This is a genomic window from Peribacillus sp. V2I11 (genome assembly GCF_030817135.1).
Lineage (GTDB): Bacteria > Bacillota > Bacilli > Bacillales > DSM-1321 > Peribacillus > Peribacillus simplex.
Genome location: NZ_JAUSYW010000001.1, coordinates 3,123,898 through 3,140,690, shown reverse-complemented (window position 1 = coordinate 3,140,690; position 16,793 = coordinate 3,123,898). Strand labels below are relative to the sequence as shown.

At 37.1% G+C, this 16,793-nt stretch carries 12 protein-coding genes and 5 pseudogenes; 4 read left to right on the top strand and 13 right to left on the bottom strand.

What is annotated here, in order from left to right; genetic code table 11:
• Positions 1-149: 149 nt before the first annotated feature.
• The 3 genes from map to QFZ73_RS15290 form a co-directional block, all read right to left on the bottom strand.
• On the bottom strand, positions 150-890 hold the full coding sequence (gene map, locus QFZ73_RS15300) for a type I methionyl aminopeptidase (protein WP_251432282.1): 741 nt from the start codon (positions 888-890) through the stop codon (positions 150-152).
• Positions 891-1,573: 683 nt separating this feature from the next.
• On the bottom strand, positions 1,574-1,741 hold the full coding sequence (locus QFZ73_RS15295; protein ID WP_307267667.1) for a hypothetical protein: 168 nt from the start codon (positions 1,739-1,741) through the stop codon (positions 1,574-1,576).
• A 542-nt stretch (positions 1,742-2,283) separates the two neighbouring features.
• A complete protein-coding gene (locus QFZ73_RS15290) occupies positions 2,284-2,667 on the bottom strand; it encodes a YkvA family protein (RefSeq protein ID WP_307267664.1) in 384 nt (127 codons plus the stop codon).
• A 332-nt stretch (positions 2,668-2,999) separates the two neighbouring features.
• Between QFZ73_RS15290 and QFZ73_RS15285 the strand changes: the two are divergent.
• Positions 3,000-3,340 (top strand): annotated as a pseudogene (locus QFZ73_RS15285) (IS110 family transposase); the annotation flags it as partial.
• Positions 3,341-3,449: 109 nt separating this feature from the next.
• Here the strand turns inward: QFZ73_RS15285 and QFZ73_RS15280 are convergent.
• From QFZ73_RS15280 to QFZ73_RS15265, 4 genes and pseudogenes are all read right to left on the bottom strand, one after another.
• Complete coding sequence (locus QFZ73_RS15280) at positions 3,450-4,433, bottom strand: glycosyltransferase (protein WP_307267661.1); 984 nt, start codon at positions 4,431-4,433, stop codon at positions 3,450-3,452.
• A 574-nt stretch (positions 4,434-5,007) separates the two neighbouring features.
• Positions 5,008-5,195: pseudogene (locus QFZ73_RS15275) on the bottom strand (hypothetical protein); the annotation flags it as partial.
• Between the two features lie 79 nt (positions 5,196-5,274).
• Positions 5,275-6,186 (bottom strand): VanW family protein, encoded by a 912-nt coding sequence (locus QFZ73_RS15270; RefSeq protein ID WP_307267659.1) that lies wholly within the window; start codon positions 6,184-6,186, stop codon positions 5,275-5,277.
• A 53-nt stretch (positions 6,187-6,239) separates the two neighbouring features.
• A complete protein-coding gene (locus QFZ73_RS15265; RefSeq protein ID WP_307267655.1) occupies positions 6,240-7,100 on the bottom strand; it encodes a hypothetical protein in 861 nt (286 codons plus the stop codon).
• Positions 7,101-7,455: 355 nt separating this feature from the next.
• On the opposite strand from QFZ73_RS15265, the gene QFZ73_RS15260 reads away from it, so the two are divergent.
• Positions 7,456-8,172, top strand: a complete 717-nt coding sequence (locus tag QFZ73_RS15260; RefSeq protein WP_307267652.1) for a vanadium-dependent haloperoxidase — start codon at positions 7,456-7,458, stop codon at positions 8,170-8,172.
• Between the two features lie 65 nt (positions 8,173-8,237).
• A pseudogene (locus tag QFZ73_RS15255) lies at positions 8,238-9,166 on the top strand (cation:dicarboxylate symporter family transporter); the annotation flags it as partial.
• A 371-nt stretch (positions 9,167-9,537) separates the two neighbouring features.
• On the opposite strand, the gene QFZ73_RS15250 reads toward QFZ73_RS15255, so the two are convergent.
• The 6 genes and pseudogenes from QFZ73_RS15250 to QFZ73_RS15225 form a co-directional block, all read right to left on the bottom strand.
• Entirely contained in the window at positions 9,538-10,671 is a 1,134-nt protein-coding gene (locus QFZ73_RS15250) for a zinc-dependent alcohol dehydrogenase (RefSeq protein WP_307267649.1), read from the bottom strand.
• Positions 10,672-11,152: 481 nt separating this feature from the next.
• Positions 11,153-11,419, bottom strand: a complete 267-nt coding sequence (locus QFZ73_RS15245; protein ID WP_307267644.1) for a hypothetical protein — start codon at positions 11,417-11,419, stop codon at positions 11,153-11,155.
• Between the two features lie 509 nt (positions 11,420-11,928).
• Positions 11,929-13,186: pseudogene (gene ltrA, locus QFZ73_RS15240) on the bottom strand (group II intron reverse transcriptase/maturase).
• 43 nt (positions 13,187-13,229) lie between these two features.
• Entirely contained in the window at positions 13,230-13,385 is a 156-nt protein-coding gene (locus QFZ73_RS15235) for a hypothetical protein (protein ID WP_307263198.1), read from the bottom strand.
• A 679-nt stretch (positions 13,386-14,064) separates the two neighbouring features.
• Positions 14,065-15,327, bottom strand: coding sequence for a dicarboxylate/amino acid:cation symporter (locus QFZ73_RS15230; protein WP_307267642.1), 1,263 nt, complete (start codon positions 15,325-15,327; stop codon positions 14,065-14,067).
• 382 nt (positions 15,328-15,709) lie between these two features.
• A pseudogene (locus QFZ73_RS15225) lies at positions 15,710-16,012 on the bottom strand (DUF2834 domain-containing protein); the annotation flags it as partial.
• A gap of 326 nt (positions 16,013-16,338) precedes the next feature.
• On the opposite strand from QFZ73_RS15225, the gene QFZ73_RS15220 reads away from it, so the two are divergent.
• The gene (locus QFZ73_RS15220) at positions 16,339-16,497 is read left to right on the top strand and encodes a hypothetical protein (protein WP_251432340.1); all 159 of its coding nucleotides are present in this window, start codon (positions 16,339-16,341) and stop codon (positions 16,495-16,497) included.
• The last annotated feature ends 296 nt before the right edge of the window (positions 16,498-16,793 follow it).

Here is a 16,793-nt window from a genome sequence, read left to right as displayed (position 1 = left end):
ATTTAAGTGGGCTGATGTGGAATACACCAATCGAATCCTTCATTTTTTAGATGCGAGTAACATTTTTTATTTATATGTTACTCCACTTAAGTTTCCTACCCGAAGCGAACTACTTATATTTATACGATTCTTTTCCATCTATGCTTGAATTAAAGTGTGACAATAATCGGACCATTTTTAGTAAGGATAATCGTATGTTCCAATTGAGCTACAAAACTTTTTTCTGTAGCATAGGTCCAACCGTCTTCTTTTTGGAATACTTCTTCTTCAAAGGTAGAGATAAATGGTTCGAAAGCGATAACCATCCCTTCCTTTAATATTTCATTATCCCATGGATCATTATAATTATAAATATGGTCAGGTGCTTCGTGTATTCTACGTCCAACACCATGTCCTGTAAGGTTTTTGATAACAGTGAATCCATGCTGTCTCGCTGTTTCGAATACTGCTTTTCCGATTCTACTTTTTTTGGAACCGGGTTTTGCTTTCTTAAGACCTGCTTCAAATGCCTTTTTAGCAACGTCGCATATTTTCGTTAATACTTCTTTTCCTTCTCCTACTACAAATGAGATTCCTGTATCTGCGAAATAGCCGTTCTTCGAAGCAGATACATCTATATTTACTAGATCCCCTTCATGAATAACCCGATGACCCGGAATACCATGTGCCACTTCCTCATTAAGACTAATGCAAGTATAGCCAGGAAAATCATATTCACCTTTTGGAGCTGAAACTGCACCTGCTTTTTCTAAAAGTTCTCCGGCTATATCATCAAGTTCTTTGGTCGTTATGCCAGGAATTGTTCTTTGTACCAATTCATCTCTAATGGAGGCAATAATTTTGCCAATTTCCTTCAAACCATTAAAATCTTCTTCTGTTTTTGCAATCATTTTTTTCTACCTCATTATCTTTTATCATCAATAAACTATATAAGTATTAATTGTACCTTTATTTTCTCGAAAAATAAAAGCAATGTAAATTATTGGGCACATTACCCCTCAGCTGAATTTTTCTTCAATCAAGAAATGGACCACAAAAAGGATCTAGTACATATGACTATACTATTAATTGGATTAATATTCCACTTTCGCTAGCCTGCCCCTCTAGTTGTATAAGGGGTCCTACCAATTTTGCTTTCGCAAAAGGGTAATTGGTCTGTTCCGGTGTGTACTTAAATCTTTCAAGCAACCGGTAAAATTGGAAAGTTATATTCATATAAGCTAAGACACATCCTTTAGCCTACACAGTTATCAGGTTCACATAAAAAAAATCAGGCACCCGTTATGGATGCCTTCAAATCTATCTTGCATTTCATTTTCTTCATAGAAGTCCTTCGGCAATATAACGGTAAAATCATGCGTTATTTTAAGATCTAGTTTAATATTGCCAGCAGGGATAGAAGCTAAAAGTCTAAAAACACCCGAAAATTGGGTGCTTATTTTAAACGATAAATTTTACTTGGTCTTCCTCGGGAAGAATAAGATTCCTCACCAATGATTTCTGCTAAATTAACTTCACATAAACTTACTACAATACGCCGTGCATTACTTTCATCCCAATAGAGATGCGTTGTTTAATCTTTTATTGTAAAATCGTTCAATTTCAATCTGTTAACTAATGCATATAATTTATTATAATTTTTCACACTTATTTTGGCTTTTTTTAGTTTTTCCATAAAATCCTTGTCATCTATCCGGTAAGAAAAACGTAATTCTTCCTCTTCACCTACAGACTCGATCATTGTTCCGTCCTCTTGTACAATGACGATGCCCTTCTCTATTTTTTCTTTTGAAAGTTGGATGGCACGTTGAGCGTTTATTTCTGCTGAGTGAAGTGTTTGACCATATCCGATTCCTACGGTTACAGTAGCATTGGATTCATTTTACAACAGAAAAACAGTATCTTTTAAATCTTTTATTTTGGATTCAATTGTACCCCGTGTACTAAAGATGAAGTAACGGCCGTTTCCCTTCTCAACTAATGACCCCTCCAATTGTTCGCAAAATTTAAGAAGAGTTTCTTTTAATTTTATCTCTAAAAATTGTAGATGGTACGAGCTTTTAGCTTTCTCAAATATTTTCTCAAAATGTTCAATTTCAATAATTTGAACACCAATTTGGGTGTCTCTAAAGTAAAAAGTTCTCGATTTTTCTGCAAGAATTCTTAATGATTGGCGAATTTCCATATCAGTTGTGGATATTCGATAGGTTGGTACTCCTGCTTCTTTTAAATTTAGATATACACAAGAAAAGCGTCACTTCCTTCAAGAAGTAACGCCACCCTTTAATTCAAGAAATTATTGATTGTAATAATACCCCATATTAAAATTGAACCCCAAACTAATATTATTATTGCGCCGACTATCCAATTCTTAGGTTTACCTTTTTTCATCAACTCTTCTGCCTTTTCTTCACAGTCGGTTAATACACTCGCTGGTATCATCTTTAATGCAAGCATTATACCTAATGGAACGATAATTACATCGTCTATATAGCCAAGAATCGGTATAAAGTCAGGTATTAAGTCAATTGGACTGAATGCATAAGCTACTACACAAGCAGCGAATAACTTTGCATACCAGGGTACTCTATTATCTTTATAAGCAAAGTAAAGTATAAAAACCTGTTTCTTCAAATTTCTTGTCCACGCTTTAATTTTTTTAAGCATTTTATTCTCCAAATAACATTCATTTTTATTCAATTATATCAAAGGTAAGATTGATAAATGTATTTTCTTATAGAACTATCCTGCCCCTTCGTATTATTATGTCAGCCAGATATTTCTGGTTGACCATTTTTTATATCGATATATGCTAACGGTAGCTGGGGTAGAACGTTCCTGCCCGTGGGGCTTGGACCCCGTCAACTAAACAGTTCGCCCCCTACTTGTGGAAATATGATTAGGCTGGTTGGGACTACGATCTCGTATAACAAGCGAAGCTATGATACTACAAGAAGGATTTAGGGGTACCGGCAATATTCTTTAGGAGGAGATAATAAATGAATTCAGTAGTTGGTCTGGATGTAGCCAAAGGTGAAAGTCAGGTTCAAGCATTCTTGGAGAAGAAGAAGCCTTATCAAGGCAGTTTTAAAGTTACGCATACCATTGAAGGACTAGAAACACTCTTTCACTTTCGAGAGAAATAGAAAATAGAACGGGGATCAAACCTCCGATTATATTGGAATCTACGGGGCATTTTCATACGCCCGTTGTACAGTATTTTGAGGAGAGAGGTTACTTATTAATTATCGTTAACCCACTCATTTCTTATCGTGCGAAGAGCTCTAGTTTACGCAAAGTAAAGACAGATATAATCGATGCACGTCACCTCTGCGAGCTGTAGGTTTGCCAAAGTAACCCCTTATTGAAGTAAGAACAATAGAATTTGCTAGCTTTAAAATATTCAAGTGTATTTCTTTTTACTAATATCGCCTCTATAAAAATTATCATTATTTTATTTTCAAATACTCAGTAAATAAAAGATAATCCTTATTGCAAAGTAGCATTGCAGTATAACGTTTATAACCTGTTAATAACGGTGTTATTAAGGGTCCTTCATACTTATTAAACAAACGTAGTAGAATCGCAAATGAATGGTTTCTTTCCATTTCAGTTCTATTACGTTTAAACTCATTAACTATATCAAGTGTAAGTAATCTGTCCCAGTATATTCTATAAGCTTCTGTTCTTTCTTTTTCAGTGATTCGGGCATTTTTTATTACTTCAAATGTTTCAAATAAATACTTATAAAATTCATCTACTGGGATCACGCCGCCAGTTAAATGAGTTTTATTCTCAGAATTAATATGTCTCACCCAATAATAACAAGGAGAATCTGCATATATACTAATTTTTTTAGTGTGTAAATAAGCACTCATAGCAATGGGGTGATCTTCTGCCAATCTAATATCTTTTCTAAAACGAATATTCAAAGAACGGAGATATTCAGTTTTAAACATTTTCAATACTGACATCGTGTCTTTTACTAGCGAATCAAAAAAATTTGTGTTTATTTGCGTACTTTTAAATACATATACAGGAACTCTACGATTGATCCCCTCATATTTTCCGATAATAACATCTGAATCATTTTCTTTACCTAATGTATACATATTTGAAATGGAATTTTCAGCAAGATAATCGTCTCCATTAACAAAGAAGATATATTCCCCTTCGGCTTCATCGATAATTCTATTTCTAGCGGTTGATGGGCCGCCAGTATTTTTTTGAGTTAATATCTTTATATTGCCATTTATATTGTACTGTTTTTTATAATTCTCAATAATTTTTACTGTATCATCCGTTGACCCGTCATCTACTATTAGTACTTCGGTACCCTGAAATATATCCGATTGAGATGTTATACTATCTTGGCATTTTAAAATGTTTTTACTTTCATTGTAACAAGGTATCCCAACTGTAACCTTATGCATAACCACTTCTCCTTAAAAGACTATAAACTACATCAGAATTATTTATCGTCATTTTTGGTTAATTATACCACTTTAGGTCTAGTTAATAGATGATTTATATGAAATTAACAATTAATAAATGTTACGAGGAATATTAATCATATTTAATCGCCAGAAATTGATGTGTTGAATCTTCTTTGTATTAATGTGGTTACTGATGTAGCAAAGCTTATTAAATAATAAATAAAACCTCATTTACACACGTTACGCTTAACCTTACCTGTCCCTTTAGCTCCGTAAGAATAAGGTTGTGGGCAGCAACCTCCCTTATTGAAGTAAACCAACTGTTAGTTATAGAGCAAAATAGTCTTCCCAAACATTAAAACCATTTAAAAAGAGTTAGGGTATAATGTAGTAATTTGGAGAAAAAATCAAATTGAATAGATAAAGTATTCATGAGTACCCCTAAGACCCCCACCCAAAAAGCCCATCTCATAAAGAGAGGGCTTTTTATGCTTATTTAAAAATTAATGTTGATAATAAACAAACTAACAAATGGACCTAAATTAGGCTTTGAACTAACGCACCAGTTAGTTCAAAGAGAAACAAATCCCAAATTACCTTTTAATATTTTTACTGGATTTCCAGCCACTATTGTATTAGCAGGAACATCTTTTGTAACAACGGAACCAGCAGCAACAATTGAATTATCACCAAATGTGTGTCTTCAGCCAAGATTACGTTACTTCCACCAATCCATACATCAATGCCAATTGAAATTGGTAATGATACCATAATCTTCAACTAAACTGAAAAGTAGGTAATTTTATTAAAATAGTAACCCGTTCGTAAAAGTGTACTTTTAGGAACGGTAAATCTGTTCTTCTGATATCTGATTTGAAGCAGCGGGAACTTTTCGTGTCTTATAATTTATCATATCTGAAGAGTAAACGCTGATACTTACCATTCCTCCTTGCGTTGTAGCTCGGATTAGGATAGGTTGATTGTACTTGTTTTTAAAACTAAAATCAGGACCATACCAGCTTACTGTAGCATCGCGTCCAGATGGAACATACGGAACGCTCCTAGTATGGGAATAGCGTTGAATAGTTTGCAGCCCTGCATTGTCGATAGCATTAAACAGGGTGGATGACACCTGACAAATCCCTCCGCCAATCCCTTCAGAAAACTCTCCTTTAACGATAACCCGAGCGAGCATATATCCTTTATTTACTGATCTCTTGCCAACGGCTTGATTAAAAGAAAACACCTCTCCTGGAAATACGACATAATTATTAATGGCTTCTGTAGCAAGCGAGATATTATTTGTACGATTTTTGTTGTTCACATTAAAATAGGTTCTATATTCACCTATCTTTTTTTCACGAATCCCCGCAAGTAATTCGCTGTCAACTTTTGGATGGATTGCAAGCAACGGCACTTCTATTTTGTACGCTCTACTACTGTACAAAAAGGAATGAAATTGCTCTTTAAATGCTTGATGGTATAGCTTGTAACCTACCCGCCCTGGAAGAATATTACCATGTTTGTCCATTGTGGCATTTACAGGTTTTTGGTACACGTGTTGGTCTATTTTTTTGACAAGTTGATTGTATTTATCCACGTCCATGATAGGAACATCTAGTAAGGGCATAGTAATATCAGCATGGTTGACGCTGGCAATCGTTTGTCCTTGGTGGGTTACCGATAAGCTTTCAGAAATATTCACTGGTTGAACGAATAGTAAAAGTCCGGCAATCCATGATAATCGCATAGAATGCACCCCCACACTGGATTGGAATTTATTTTTTCAAATCTTCACAAATCTTATTTTAAGTCTTCATAGATTGCATCTTGATCAATGAACCAACGATCAGTCAAACTCTCCCTTCGGATCATAAAATGGATGATCTTGTTTTCACTCCCTTCTCTCTCTTTATAAATCTTCACTTGAACCGGTACGTCCACAAGTATTAACCCGTTTGCGTCTTCAAGGGGTTGTCCTGAAAAATCTCTAACCCCAAAGTATGTAATATTTTCAGCAAGTTTTATGAAACGATTGGAATGATCCGGATTTGATAAGGTCATTGATAATAAACTTCGATCTCCTTGATTAATGGCAATGGTAAAAATGTGGATAAGTTCGTAGGGACTTACCGTGCCTAAATATTCATCAAGCTTACCGGCCGCTTTCAATATCATTAATTTATGAACGGGATCTTCGTTTTTTAAACGATGTGTTAAACTTCCATAGAAATGAATGCAGAAGTGACCTGAAAAACCATTTTGAAGAGAACCGGCACCATGTGGCATTCCATTCATAGAGGCAGCGATCATTTGATTATTGATTAATACAATAATGGCTCTTCTTTTCCAACTCCATTGATTATGATAAATTTTCTTCATAATCTGAGTATCATCCTTGGTTAGTGGCTGAGCATCGGCATGATGACTGCCTGCTCTTCGTTGAACCTTAAATGATAATCCCGTTTCAATGTCTATAATGGTGAAATTTGTTCTATTAGGAATAGTGTTGTTTACTATCTCCCAAGGTAATATCTCAATTTTAAAGTTTATAGGTACTTCTTCATCTTCCCATTCAATTGCATAGACCGGATGATTCACAATTAAGACAAATATAAAAATAAAAATAGCGATAAATTCTTTATAACTTTTTTTTCTGTTCATATGGTTTCTCCTGCTTTTTTCTTATTATTTCAGGACATGACCATTTGAATACCTTCGAAAATTTGGAAATTTTTCAAATAAAACTCCGAAATGTTAATTTATATTGTAAAGGTTTGGGAGAATCACTATAAAGGCTTAAAATGGCACAATCAGAAAGCTCATTTTGAAAGTGGAGTGACAGGATGTAAAACACAACTTAAGTTGTATTCCCTCACATTTTTTTAAAAAGAACCTACTACGACAGTTCTCCCCCTGATCTTTCTCCTCTGATTAGGGAGCCCAAAAGTTGAATGGTCATATTTCAATACTCTCAATCATAAGGAACAAGGAGAACATTCATTAGGGGGTTGTCTTTATGAGAACAAGTTATAGAAGATGGACAGAATATCCTTACCCAGGGGAGAGTATCCCACCTAAAGGTTCTCCAGAGGCAGGAAATTGGCCGATGTTTTTTATTTCAAGGGGAAGAGACAATGATTTCCTAGACCCCTTTCATCAACGTATAATTTGGCGAATTAAAAATCCTGAAGATATTGTTTGGGAAACAGAATTATTCATTGTAGAGGAGACATTAAAGTCATTGACTTCCCAGCAAATACGCATAGCACAATATTGGGGAACAGGTGAATTAACCGCGAAAATTACCACTTTACTTTTCAATTTAGCTGAAAAGTATAAGCTAGGATCACCGAGTGTTGCCAGGGTGCAGGGATATTTCCACGCTGCCATGAATGATACTTTTGTTATGACGTGGTTTTTTAAATATCATTGGGATGTTGCACGTCCAAATCAATATGGCAAAAATCTATCCACTGTGTTGTTTACCCCTCGTTTTCCAGCTTACCCTTCTGCACACGCTACTGTGGCGGGATGCGCAGAGGCAGTATTAAGTTATATTTTCCCTCATGAGTCATCCGAAATAAAAAAATTAATGGAAGAAAGTGCTCAATCTCGTTTGTACGCGGGCGTACATTTTAACGTAGATAACAATGAAGGCTTAAAGTTAGGCAGACAAATTGGAGAGATAGCTGTAAGTTTATTAAGGGCACAAAATCTAAATACGCTTCAATAATATTTTTGGGTTCAGGTTAAGCTAACCTGAACCTTTAGTTGCATAACGAAAGAGCTGCCTTAAAGGTTACTACGATTGCACTCGCTATCGGTCTACTAGCCTCGAATATATTCCATCCAGGTACTGGAATTGATATGGGGAGTCTTGAAAAAAGTAATATCTCCACATATGAAGAAACAGCTAAGTTAAGTGAAAGTGGTAATATTGCCGATAAATTTGTCCATATCATACCAAGTAACATCTTTCAATCGATGGCAGAGGGTGATTTACTGGCAATAGTCTTTTTTTCTGTCCTGTTTGGTGTAGGTGTTGCAGTTGTCGGAGAAAAAGGAAAGCCTGTTTTAAATTTCTTTGAAGGTGTATTGGAAGCAATGTTCTGGAAGGGAAACTAGTATTGGTCGTATATGCTACAATGTTTTTCTTTGTATTTGTTGTATTAGGGCTTATTGCGAAATTAGCTGGTACAAATATATTTATCCTTATGAAAATTTTAAAAGATGAGTTAATTTTAGCGTTTACAACCGCAAGCTCAGAATCTGTATTACCAATGCTGATCGCTAAAATGGAGAAGTTCGGATGTCCAAAAGCTGTTACCTCTTTTGTTATTCCTACAGGTTACACCTTTAACCTTGATGGATCGTCTATTTATCAAGCAATTGCTGCAGTCTTTATTGCTCAAATGTACGGCATTCATTTATCTATGACAGAGCAGATTACACTTTTACTCGTTTTGATGTTGACTTCTAAGGGAATGGCAGGCGTTACAGGTGCTTCGTTTGTTGTGGTGTTAACAACACTTAGTTCGATGGGACTTCCACTGGAAGGTATGGCTTTTATTGCAGGTATTGATCGTATTTTAGATATGCTTCGTACGTCTGTAAACGTAGTAGGAAACGCGTTAGCTACCATTGTAATGTCCAAATGGGAGGGTGAGTTTGATAAAGAAAAGGCTGAACGTTATACTGCAGCTATGAAGCAATCTGATGTCGCATAATTAGTTACAGTGGCTTTTAAATAAGGAGGAAGCATCGTGATTAACACTAGTAAAGGAAAAACAAAATGCACGAATTGAAAAAGATTTTTCAGGAACAAAAGAAGTTCCTAACCAGGCATATTACGAATACAAACGTTACGTTCGGTTGATAACTTTCCAATAACAGGTACTAGGTACACGGTGAGCTTATTAGCACCTAGTTAAAGAAAGACATACCTAATGCATGAATGATTCCTGGCCAATGTAAAAGATAGGACTTAGACCCCATACAATGCCTATCCAAATTACCAGTTGAATTATCCATTCTAAAAAAATTACAGACAAAAAGACTTCTATACACAGTATGAAGTCTTTTTGGAAAGAGAAGAGGATTACGGTTTTAAAACGACTTTTATACATTCATCCTCACGATTATTAAAAATTCGATAACCATGACTTGCATCTTCAAGGGACATTTTGTGTGTGATAATATCTCTTGGATCAAATTCGTTATTTGTTATTTTTTTAAACAATTCTGGCATAAAATGAATGACTGGAGCCTGTCCCATTTTAAGATTAATATTTCTAACCCAAAATGCACCTAATGGAAATAGATTATAGTTACCCCCGTAAACACCAGTCATTTGTACTGTCCCATACTTTCGGACAGCTTTAGTAGAAATTTGAATAGGTCCAAGGGTTCCGCCCTGCAGTTTGAATTTTTGTTCCAGAAACTCTAGGGGTGATTTCTTTCCGTCCATACCTACACAATCGATGACGACATCTGCCCCACCATGTGTGATCTCTTTTAAATGTTCGCCCATATCAGGGTATTTTGTGAACTCAAATACCTCAACATTGTTCATCTTTTTCGCATGATTGATCCGGTAATCCAAGTAATCAACTGCTATTACACGTTTTGCACCTTCCATCCAGGCAAATTTTTGTACCATCAACCCAACTGGTCCACATCCAAGAACAATAACTGTATCGCCTGATTTTACACCTGCATTTATTACACTCCAATAAGCTGTTGGCAGAACATCCGATAAAAAGAGCAGTGACTCATCCTCCAATTCGCATGACTCCGGGATAACAAAGGGAGTGAAGTTTCCGAAAGGGACTTTTAAATATTCAGCCTGACCACCTGGATGGTTACCGAACTTCTCAGTATAACCAAAGTACCCGCCAGAATCATAATGAGGGTTTGAGTTATCGCATTGGCTTTCCATTTCATGTTGGCAATAAAAGCAATGTCCGCATGAAACATTAAAGGGAACGACAACACGGTTTCCTTTTTTTACTTTTGTGACTTCAGGTCCAACTTCTTCAACAATACCCATTGGTTCGTGGCCAATAATATATCCTGGGGGTAATGGCATGTTACCTTGATATAAATGCAAATCAGATCCGCAAATAGCAGTAGAAGTAATCTTAACTATAATATCGTCTTTTTTTTCTAATTTTGCATCCTCTACTTGGCTAACCTGTATATGATTTGGTCCTTGATAAGTTACAGCCTTCATAAATGCAGGGTCCTCCTAATTCTAATACTGTTAACACTCTTAACTATGGTCAACAAAGAAAGTAAATAATATACTTACTCACCCTTAGCGTAATTGTTTTATGTAAGTTAAAGAAGTAGCACCGTTTTTGATTACGAAGTATTGGTGATAGTTCTCGAATCAGTTATTGAAAAGTGTATATAGCGTGAATTAATTCGGGGAAATAATTTACTAGTAACAGGCCGTTTCATAACCCCTAATGAATTAGTCGAGTAGAAGGGAGCCTTCTACCTTACGGTAAATTGTACTCCTCTCCCTCACAGAACCGTGCTTGCGCTATTAACGCATACGGCTCCTCCCAGTCATCGTTTACAGAATGCAGCTAATCTCTTTTCTAAGTTCATAGATGTTCACTTTAATTCTTGGTGAAGGAAGTGGATATTTACGAAGAAACAGAGCTTTTAAGCCTACTTACCAAATCCTTTATATTTTCTTTCAAGTTTCAACTGTATTGTTCATTAGTCGTTCCGTTAACACCAGTCGCCTTTTTATTAGGTAGTTCATGATGACACTGTGTTAGCGATTGCTCATTTAATAAATGTGCAAGTGATGTAAATTTCATTTCAGGCTCAGATTTTGCTAATTCTGCTATCCTTAGTAGTTTTGTTTCCAAAATTATTATTCCTACCTCTGTGTGTAGTAAATGTTTCCCTAGTAAGGGTGATAACCGGTAGCTAGCCTTTCCTCCATCGGCATTACCCAACTTCATTGTACTATGCTGCTATCCGACTCCCTACACGGCATTTGGTTTCCTTGCTTGTTATCACTTGTACACCATACTCTTCAATAGAAAAGACCGGTAGGCTCTCCCGAGTTGCCGTATCATATCAATGTGTAACGTGCCAAGGTCTCTGACTCCAGAGAGGTTTTATCCTTCTTGCCTTTGACGGAGGATAAAATGTTGCTTTCTGCACGCAGGTAAGGCATCAGCCCTCTCGGTTTACTAAAGTTTATGGAGCTCAATCCCTTCAACCATTTGGCTTTCGGCCCGCCACCTAACTGTCTACGCATAAGACTAGAGTTACCCTTTAGTCCTCCAAGACTCGCTACGAGCGAATGGCTAGTTCTTACTCGGCGGGAATCCCACCCGCTATATGATACGACCTAGGCTCGGCCGCACACCTGCCCCTTTAGTTCCATAAAATCGAGTAGGAGGAGGCGCCTAGCCTCCGACCTCTCACACCACCGTACATACCGTTCGGTATACGGCGGTTCAGTTTAAGTCTGACGTAGTTTTGTATATCGTTCATATAGATTTACTAACCCATGATGGAGCCAATAAACATTATTAAGGGTTTTGTCTAGAATAGGACTATGCGCTATGCGCCAATAACCCTTTCTGCTATTTCCCCATTCATATGCTTTTCCAAATGGGACGCCTAGTCCTTTGAGTTTCCTCACCCTCGTTCTTGGCAATTTCCATTGCTTCCATAGGCACATCCTGAGTCTTCTTCGAATCCATGAATCTAAATTCTTCAATACGTTCGGAGTATCAATGAGGGCGAAATACCCCATCCAACCTCTAAGGTATTGCTTTAACTTATTTATTCGGAGTTTCATGGGTATCGGTAATTTTCTCGAGGTCATTTCCCTGATTCGTTTCTTTACTCTCTTCACCGTTTGTTTAGCCAGTAGAACCTTCGGGTTCTTCTTTGACTTCGTGAAACTAAAACCGAGAAACGTTCTGTTCCAATGGCGATCATACTTCGACTTCTCGTAGTTGACCTTTAGCTTCAGTTTATTTTCAATGAAGCTTGAGATATTTCCCATTGCACGTTTGGCGGCTTTTCGTGTCTTCACAAAGATAGTACTGTCATCCGCATACCTTACGAATCGAAGATTGCTCTAGTTCTTTATCTAAATCGTCTAACATGATATTAGATAATAAAGGACTTAACGGACCTCCTTGCGGAGTTCCCTCCTCACTTTTATGAAAAAGTCCGCCTATCATAATGCCTGCTTGAAGGAATTTACGAATCAGTTTGAGAACTCGTTTATCTTCAATTTTCCGCTCTAACATTCCCATGAGCTTGTCATGATTCACTTTATCGAAGAACTTCTCCAAGTCCATATCCACTACCCATGTATAACCTTCGGTTATATAGGACTTTGCCTTTCGAACCGCCTGGTGCCCTTGTTTGTTAGAGCGAAATCCATAGCTATTCTCCGAAAAGGTTGAGTCATATATCTTGGTCAATATTTGGGCAATGGCTTGTTGAATGAAACGGTCTAGAACGGTTGGAATACCCAATAGCCGAACTCCGCCGTTTGGTTTCGGGATTTCGATACGACGGACGGGCTGCGGTTGATAGGTACCCTGTAAAAGGGCAGTTTTCATGTTGTACCATTCGGTTACGAGGTGCGGTCTCAGGTTTTGAACCGGCATTCCATCTACACCATGGCTTCCCTTATTTCTTTCTACACGCTTCAATGCCTGTATTAAGTTTTCCCTCTCTAGTATCTGTTCCATTAACATCGTTGATATCCTTTCTACGTGGATAAATGGTCTATTTGTGCCTTTATCTGCTCCACCCTTTTGAAGTTCCCCGTGTATTCACCACTTCTTCCTTCAAATAAGTTCCGTTAGGAATTGTTTGCTTCTTTGCAGATAACGAACGCCTAGTATTCATCCTCCTTAATCTGTTCGGTCCTTCCTTATCTTCTCGAGTAGACAAGTACTATGACCTCTGCTGACTTCTGATGATTCAGCTGTCCATCACTGGACAGGTTACCAAGTGTACTTGGCTGTCATCAGACCTCCCCGGGTAAGAGTGCAATCTTTCCCTCCATCTATCTGCTTCATTTACTCTGTACCACCTTCGGCAGTAAGGACTTTGTTTTGTTTCGCAAACTCATCCAATGATACCTAGCCTTATATGAAGTTCGTGTTCCTCAGACCGGAGGTTTGCCGCTTGCTTCCTTCAGATTCCACGTCACCGTGGACACCCTTGCATTAAGCTAACCACTACTACTGCCTTCATGGTTCGGGACTTTCACCCTATAGATTGCACCCATGCCGGGCGCACGAAAGAACTGCCTTAAAGGCAGTTCCGATTTTAAGCTAACGCAGCTGTTAGTGAAGGAAGACTCTTATTTCTCAACTTTCATAAACGTTTTTTCCTGATCAATGTCAAAGCCATTGATTCTAAGAGTTATTTCACCTTTCCTCTTCCCAGTTTCTTAACTCACCCAACAGCTATACAATTCAAAAAAGGTCTTCAAGATGTGTGTCAGAACCCATCATTAGTTTTAACTCATGGCTTTCAACAATGCGGCGAGAATATCCGGTCCTTGCTAATTGTATCATCCCCTTTTCCCAATTCTTCTGATGTAATGATGCTGCTTAACGTATCCTCAAAATTTTGGTGGTACCTGCCCAATGTTTGACTGTTCTGTTTGAGCTTTCCATCCTTCCTGACGGAACTCTTTTTCCCACTTCGAAACCACAATACAAGCGAGAACATGTCCAGGAGTATTACAAGCAGTACGTGCCATATCCAGCACTCGGTCAATGCCTGCTATAATTGCGACGCCTTCTGCAGGAAGCCCTACTGCTGAGGCGGTAGCTAAAAGGACAACTAGCGAACCGGATGGAACAGCAGCAATTCCTTTTGAGGTTGCAACAAGAACCCCCATTACAATCAACTGTTGGCCAAAATCCATCGGGATGCCATATGCTTGTGCCAGGAAAATAGAGCAAACGGAAAGGTACAATGTCGAACCATCACAATTCAGTGATAGCCCAGAAGGAATAACGAATGAAACAACCCGTTTCGAACAACCGTATGCTTCCATTCGATCCATTAACTGAGGCAGAATGGTTTCCGTACTTGTTGTAGAAAAAGCGATAAGGAACAAATCCCATACCATTCGAAACACTTTAAAGTAAGAAATCTTCAAGAACCAAGCAATTATTGGAAACAGAACGAAAATAACAATAGCAAGCCCAAGATACACAACCCCAATCAACTTTGCCATAGGGATTAAAAGGGCGATACCATACTGGCCTACAGAGGCTGCCATGAGAGAGAGTACACCAATCGGTGCGGTCACCATGACCATTTGTGTCAGTTTAAACATGATATTTGCAACTGATTCCATAAACTTCATTGCCGGCTCTGACTTTTTGCCAATTGCTCCAGCAGCTGCACCAAATAAAATAGCGAAGAATATAACAGCTAATAAATCACTTTTTGCCATCGCATCAACAATGTTACTTGGAATGATGTTAACAAGCATCGTTTTAAAATCGACAACTTTGGTAACGCTTTCATTTAATTGTGTGATATCCTTCTGAGCAAGATGGGACAAATTAAGCCCAGCACCAGGCTTTAAAATGTTAACAAGTATAAGACCTATACCTAGAATCAGGGTGGTAATAAATTCAAACCAAATAATTGTCTTAAGTCCTAATGAACCCATTTTTTTCATGTTTCCGTCGCCTGATGACCCAATGACAATAGTAGTGAAAACAATAGGCACAACAATCATTTTAATAAGATGAATAAAAGCGTCGCCAACTGGTCTTAAGGATTGGCCAAGTTCAGGAAAAAAATGTCCGATAAGTGCCCCAATAAACAATGCAATTAAAACTTGAAAAGCAAAAAACTTTTTCATAGGTTGTCCTCCCTGAACGAAAGATTAATAGCCTCATCACACAATATGTCAATAAACAGATCATTCCTTTCCCATTTGACTATTGAAGGAAAAAGAAGAAATAGCTTTTAAAGATTGTTTCTACATATTCCATAGATAACCTCCCATTTAAAAATATTTGTAAATATAGAAAAAACTGTATCATTTTTTCGTGATTCAGTAAAATACTGAATTACTATAAAGTTATAAGAATAAATTATTAATCCCGTTTACATTTCTTATTGTTCCTTAATCAGCTAACACACCCGTTAGTTCTATAAGAAAAGGAATTCTATTAAAGAATCGCGCCCGATACTTGAATAAACATTTTACTTATCTTAGCTGGAACATTCTATTTTCTAATTTATACTTCATCTTTACTATTAATATAAGAATGTCTAAAAAACAAAAATAAAGGTAGAGCTAAAGATAATCCAACTGTAAACAGAGATAAAAGACAAATCCATTTTTCTTTAATGTTATACTTGTGTGATTCATTGAACATGAATACCAAGAAAACAACACATGAGATTAAAAAATTAACTGCAAAAAAGGCCTATGTCGTGTTAGTAAATAATAATTCCATTAATAAACCTAAATCAAGTCCATTATCCCTGAGGAACTGAATAAAAAAATAATACGGAAAAACAGTACCAATTAGCCCTAAAGTTAAATATAAATTTTCCGCTGGATAATTTCCCCTTTTTAAAAGTCACTAAAAGATTACCATAATTAATTCTAAGATTGTTCAAAATATGTATATTATTGAAGATTCCTTTACTAAACAATCCGCCCCAATTGTTGAACAAAGATCAAACAGCACTCTTGAACTAAACTGCTCCTTTAGTCGAACAAGAAAAGGGGCTGCCCTGCAACCCGATTGTTCAACGAAAGCCCTTTTTACTTTATGGGAAATCCGCTCAAATCCTCGGATATAACGAGTGTTTTTTGTAAATAATAAGATTGTTAAACAATAAATTGAGGAGGACTTGTATGCAACAGGATCAACAAGCTAAGGAGAATTTGGGTTTTATTATGAAACCAGAATTTGCCGGAACTGATGCAAAAAAAGTAAAACAAGAAATTCAAAAAGATGTAAGCGAAGGACAGGGTGCAATGACTTCCCGAGAGGCAGGAGCAATGCGCGATTAAAAAACCACACTGAGTGGTTTTTTATTTTTCTGCTTCAAAATTAAACACTTACATCTCTCATTTCAATTTGATGGAGATGCTGTAAACTTAATGATTAAGCACTGTTGCATAAAGAAAGAGCTGCATTAAAGACAGCTCCGATCTTCAGCTAACGCACCCGTTGGCCATCCATGAAGCGCAAAATCAGCGCTTCACCACAGAGAATGAAAATGGGTCTCTATGCCGATAATGTTTTAATGGCTGGCGAAGAAGGTCGTTGAACTATGGTGCCTTTTTTGAGCCCATCCGTTAGTCTG

Coding starts and splice junctions, on each gene's coding strand:
- map (WP_251432282.1), bottom strand. CDS start 890: ATGATTGCAAAAACAGAAGAAGATTTTAATGGTTTGAAGGAAATTGGC.
- QFZ73_RS15295 (WP_307267667.1), bottom strand. CDS start 1,741: ATGATCGAGTCTGTAGGTGAAGAGGAAGAATTACGTTTTTCTTACCGG.
- QFZ73_RS15290 (WP_307267664.1), bottom strand. CDS start 2,667: ATGCTTAAAAAAATTAAAGCGTGGACAAGAAATTTGAAGAAACAGGTT.
- QFZ73_RS15280 (WP_307267661.1), bottom strand. CDS start 4,433: ATGCATAAGGTTACAGTTGGGATACCTTGTTACAATGAAAGTAAAAAC.
- QFZ73_RS15270 (WP_307267659.1), bottom strand. CDS start 6,186: ATGCGATTATCATGGATTGCCGGACTTTTACTATTCGTTCAACCAGTG.
- QFZ73_RS15265 (WP_307267655.1), bottom strand. CDS start 7,100: ATGAACAGAAAAAAAAGTTATAAAGAATTTATCGCTATTTTTATTTTT.
- QFZ73_RS15260 (WP_307267652.1), top strand. CDS start 7,456: ATGAGAACAAGTTATAGAAGATGGACAGAATATCCTTACCCAGGGGAG.
- QFZ73_RS15250 (WP_307267649.1), bottom strand. CDS start 10,671: ATGAAGGCTGTAACTTATCAAGGACCAAATCATATACAGGTTAGCCAA.
- QFZ73_RS15245 (WP_307267644.1), bottom strand. CDS start 11,419: ATGAAGTTGGGTAATGCCGATGGAGGAAAGGCTAGCTACCGGTTATCA.
- QFZ73_RS15230 (WP_307267642.1), bottom strand. CDS start 15,327: ATGAAAAAGTTTTTTGCTTTTCAAGTTTTAATTGCATTGTTTATTGGG.
- QFZ73_RS15220 (WP_251432340.1), top strand. CDS start 16,339: ATGCAACAGGATCAACAAGCTAAGGAGAATTTGGGTTTTATTATGAAA.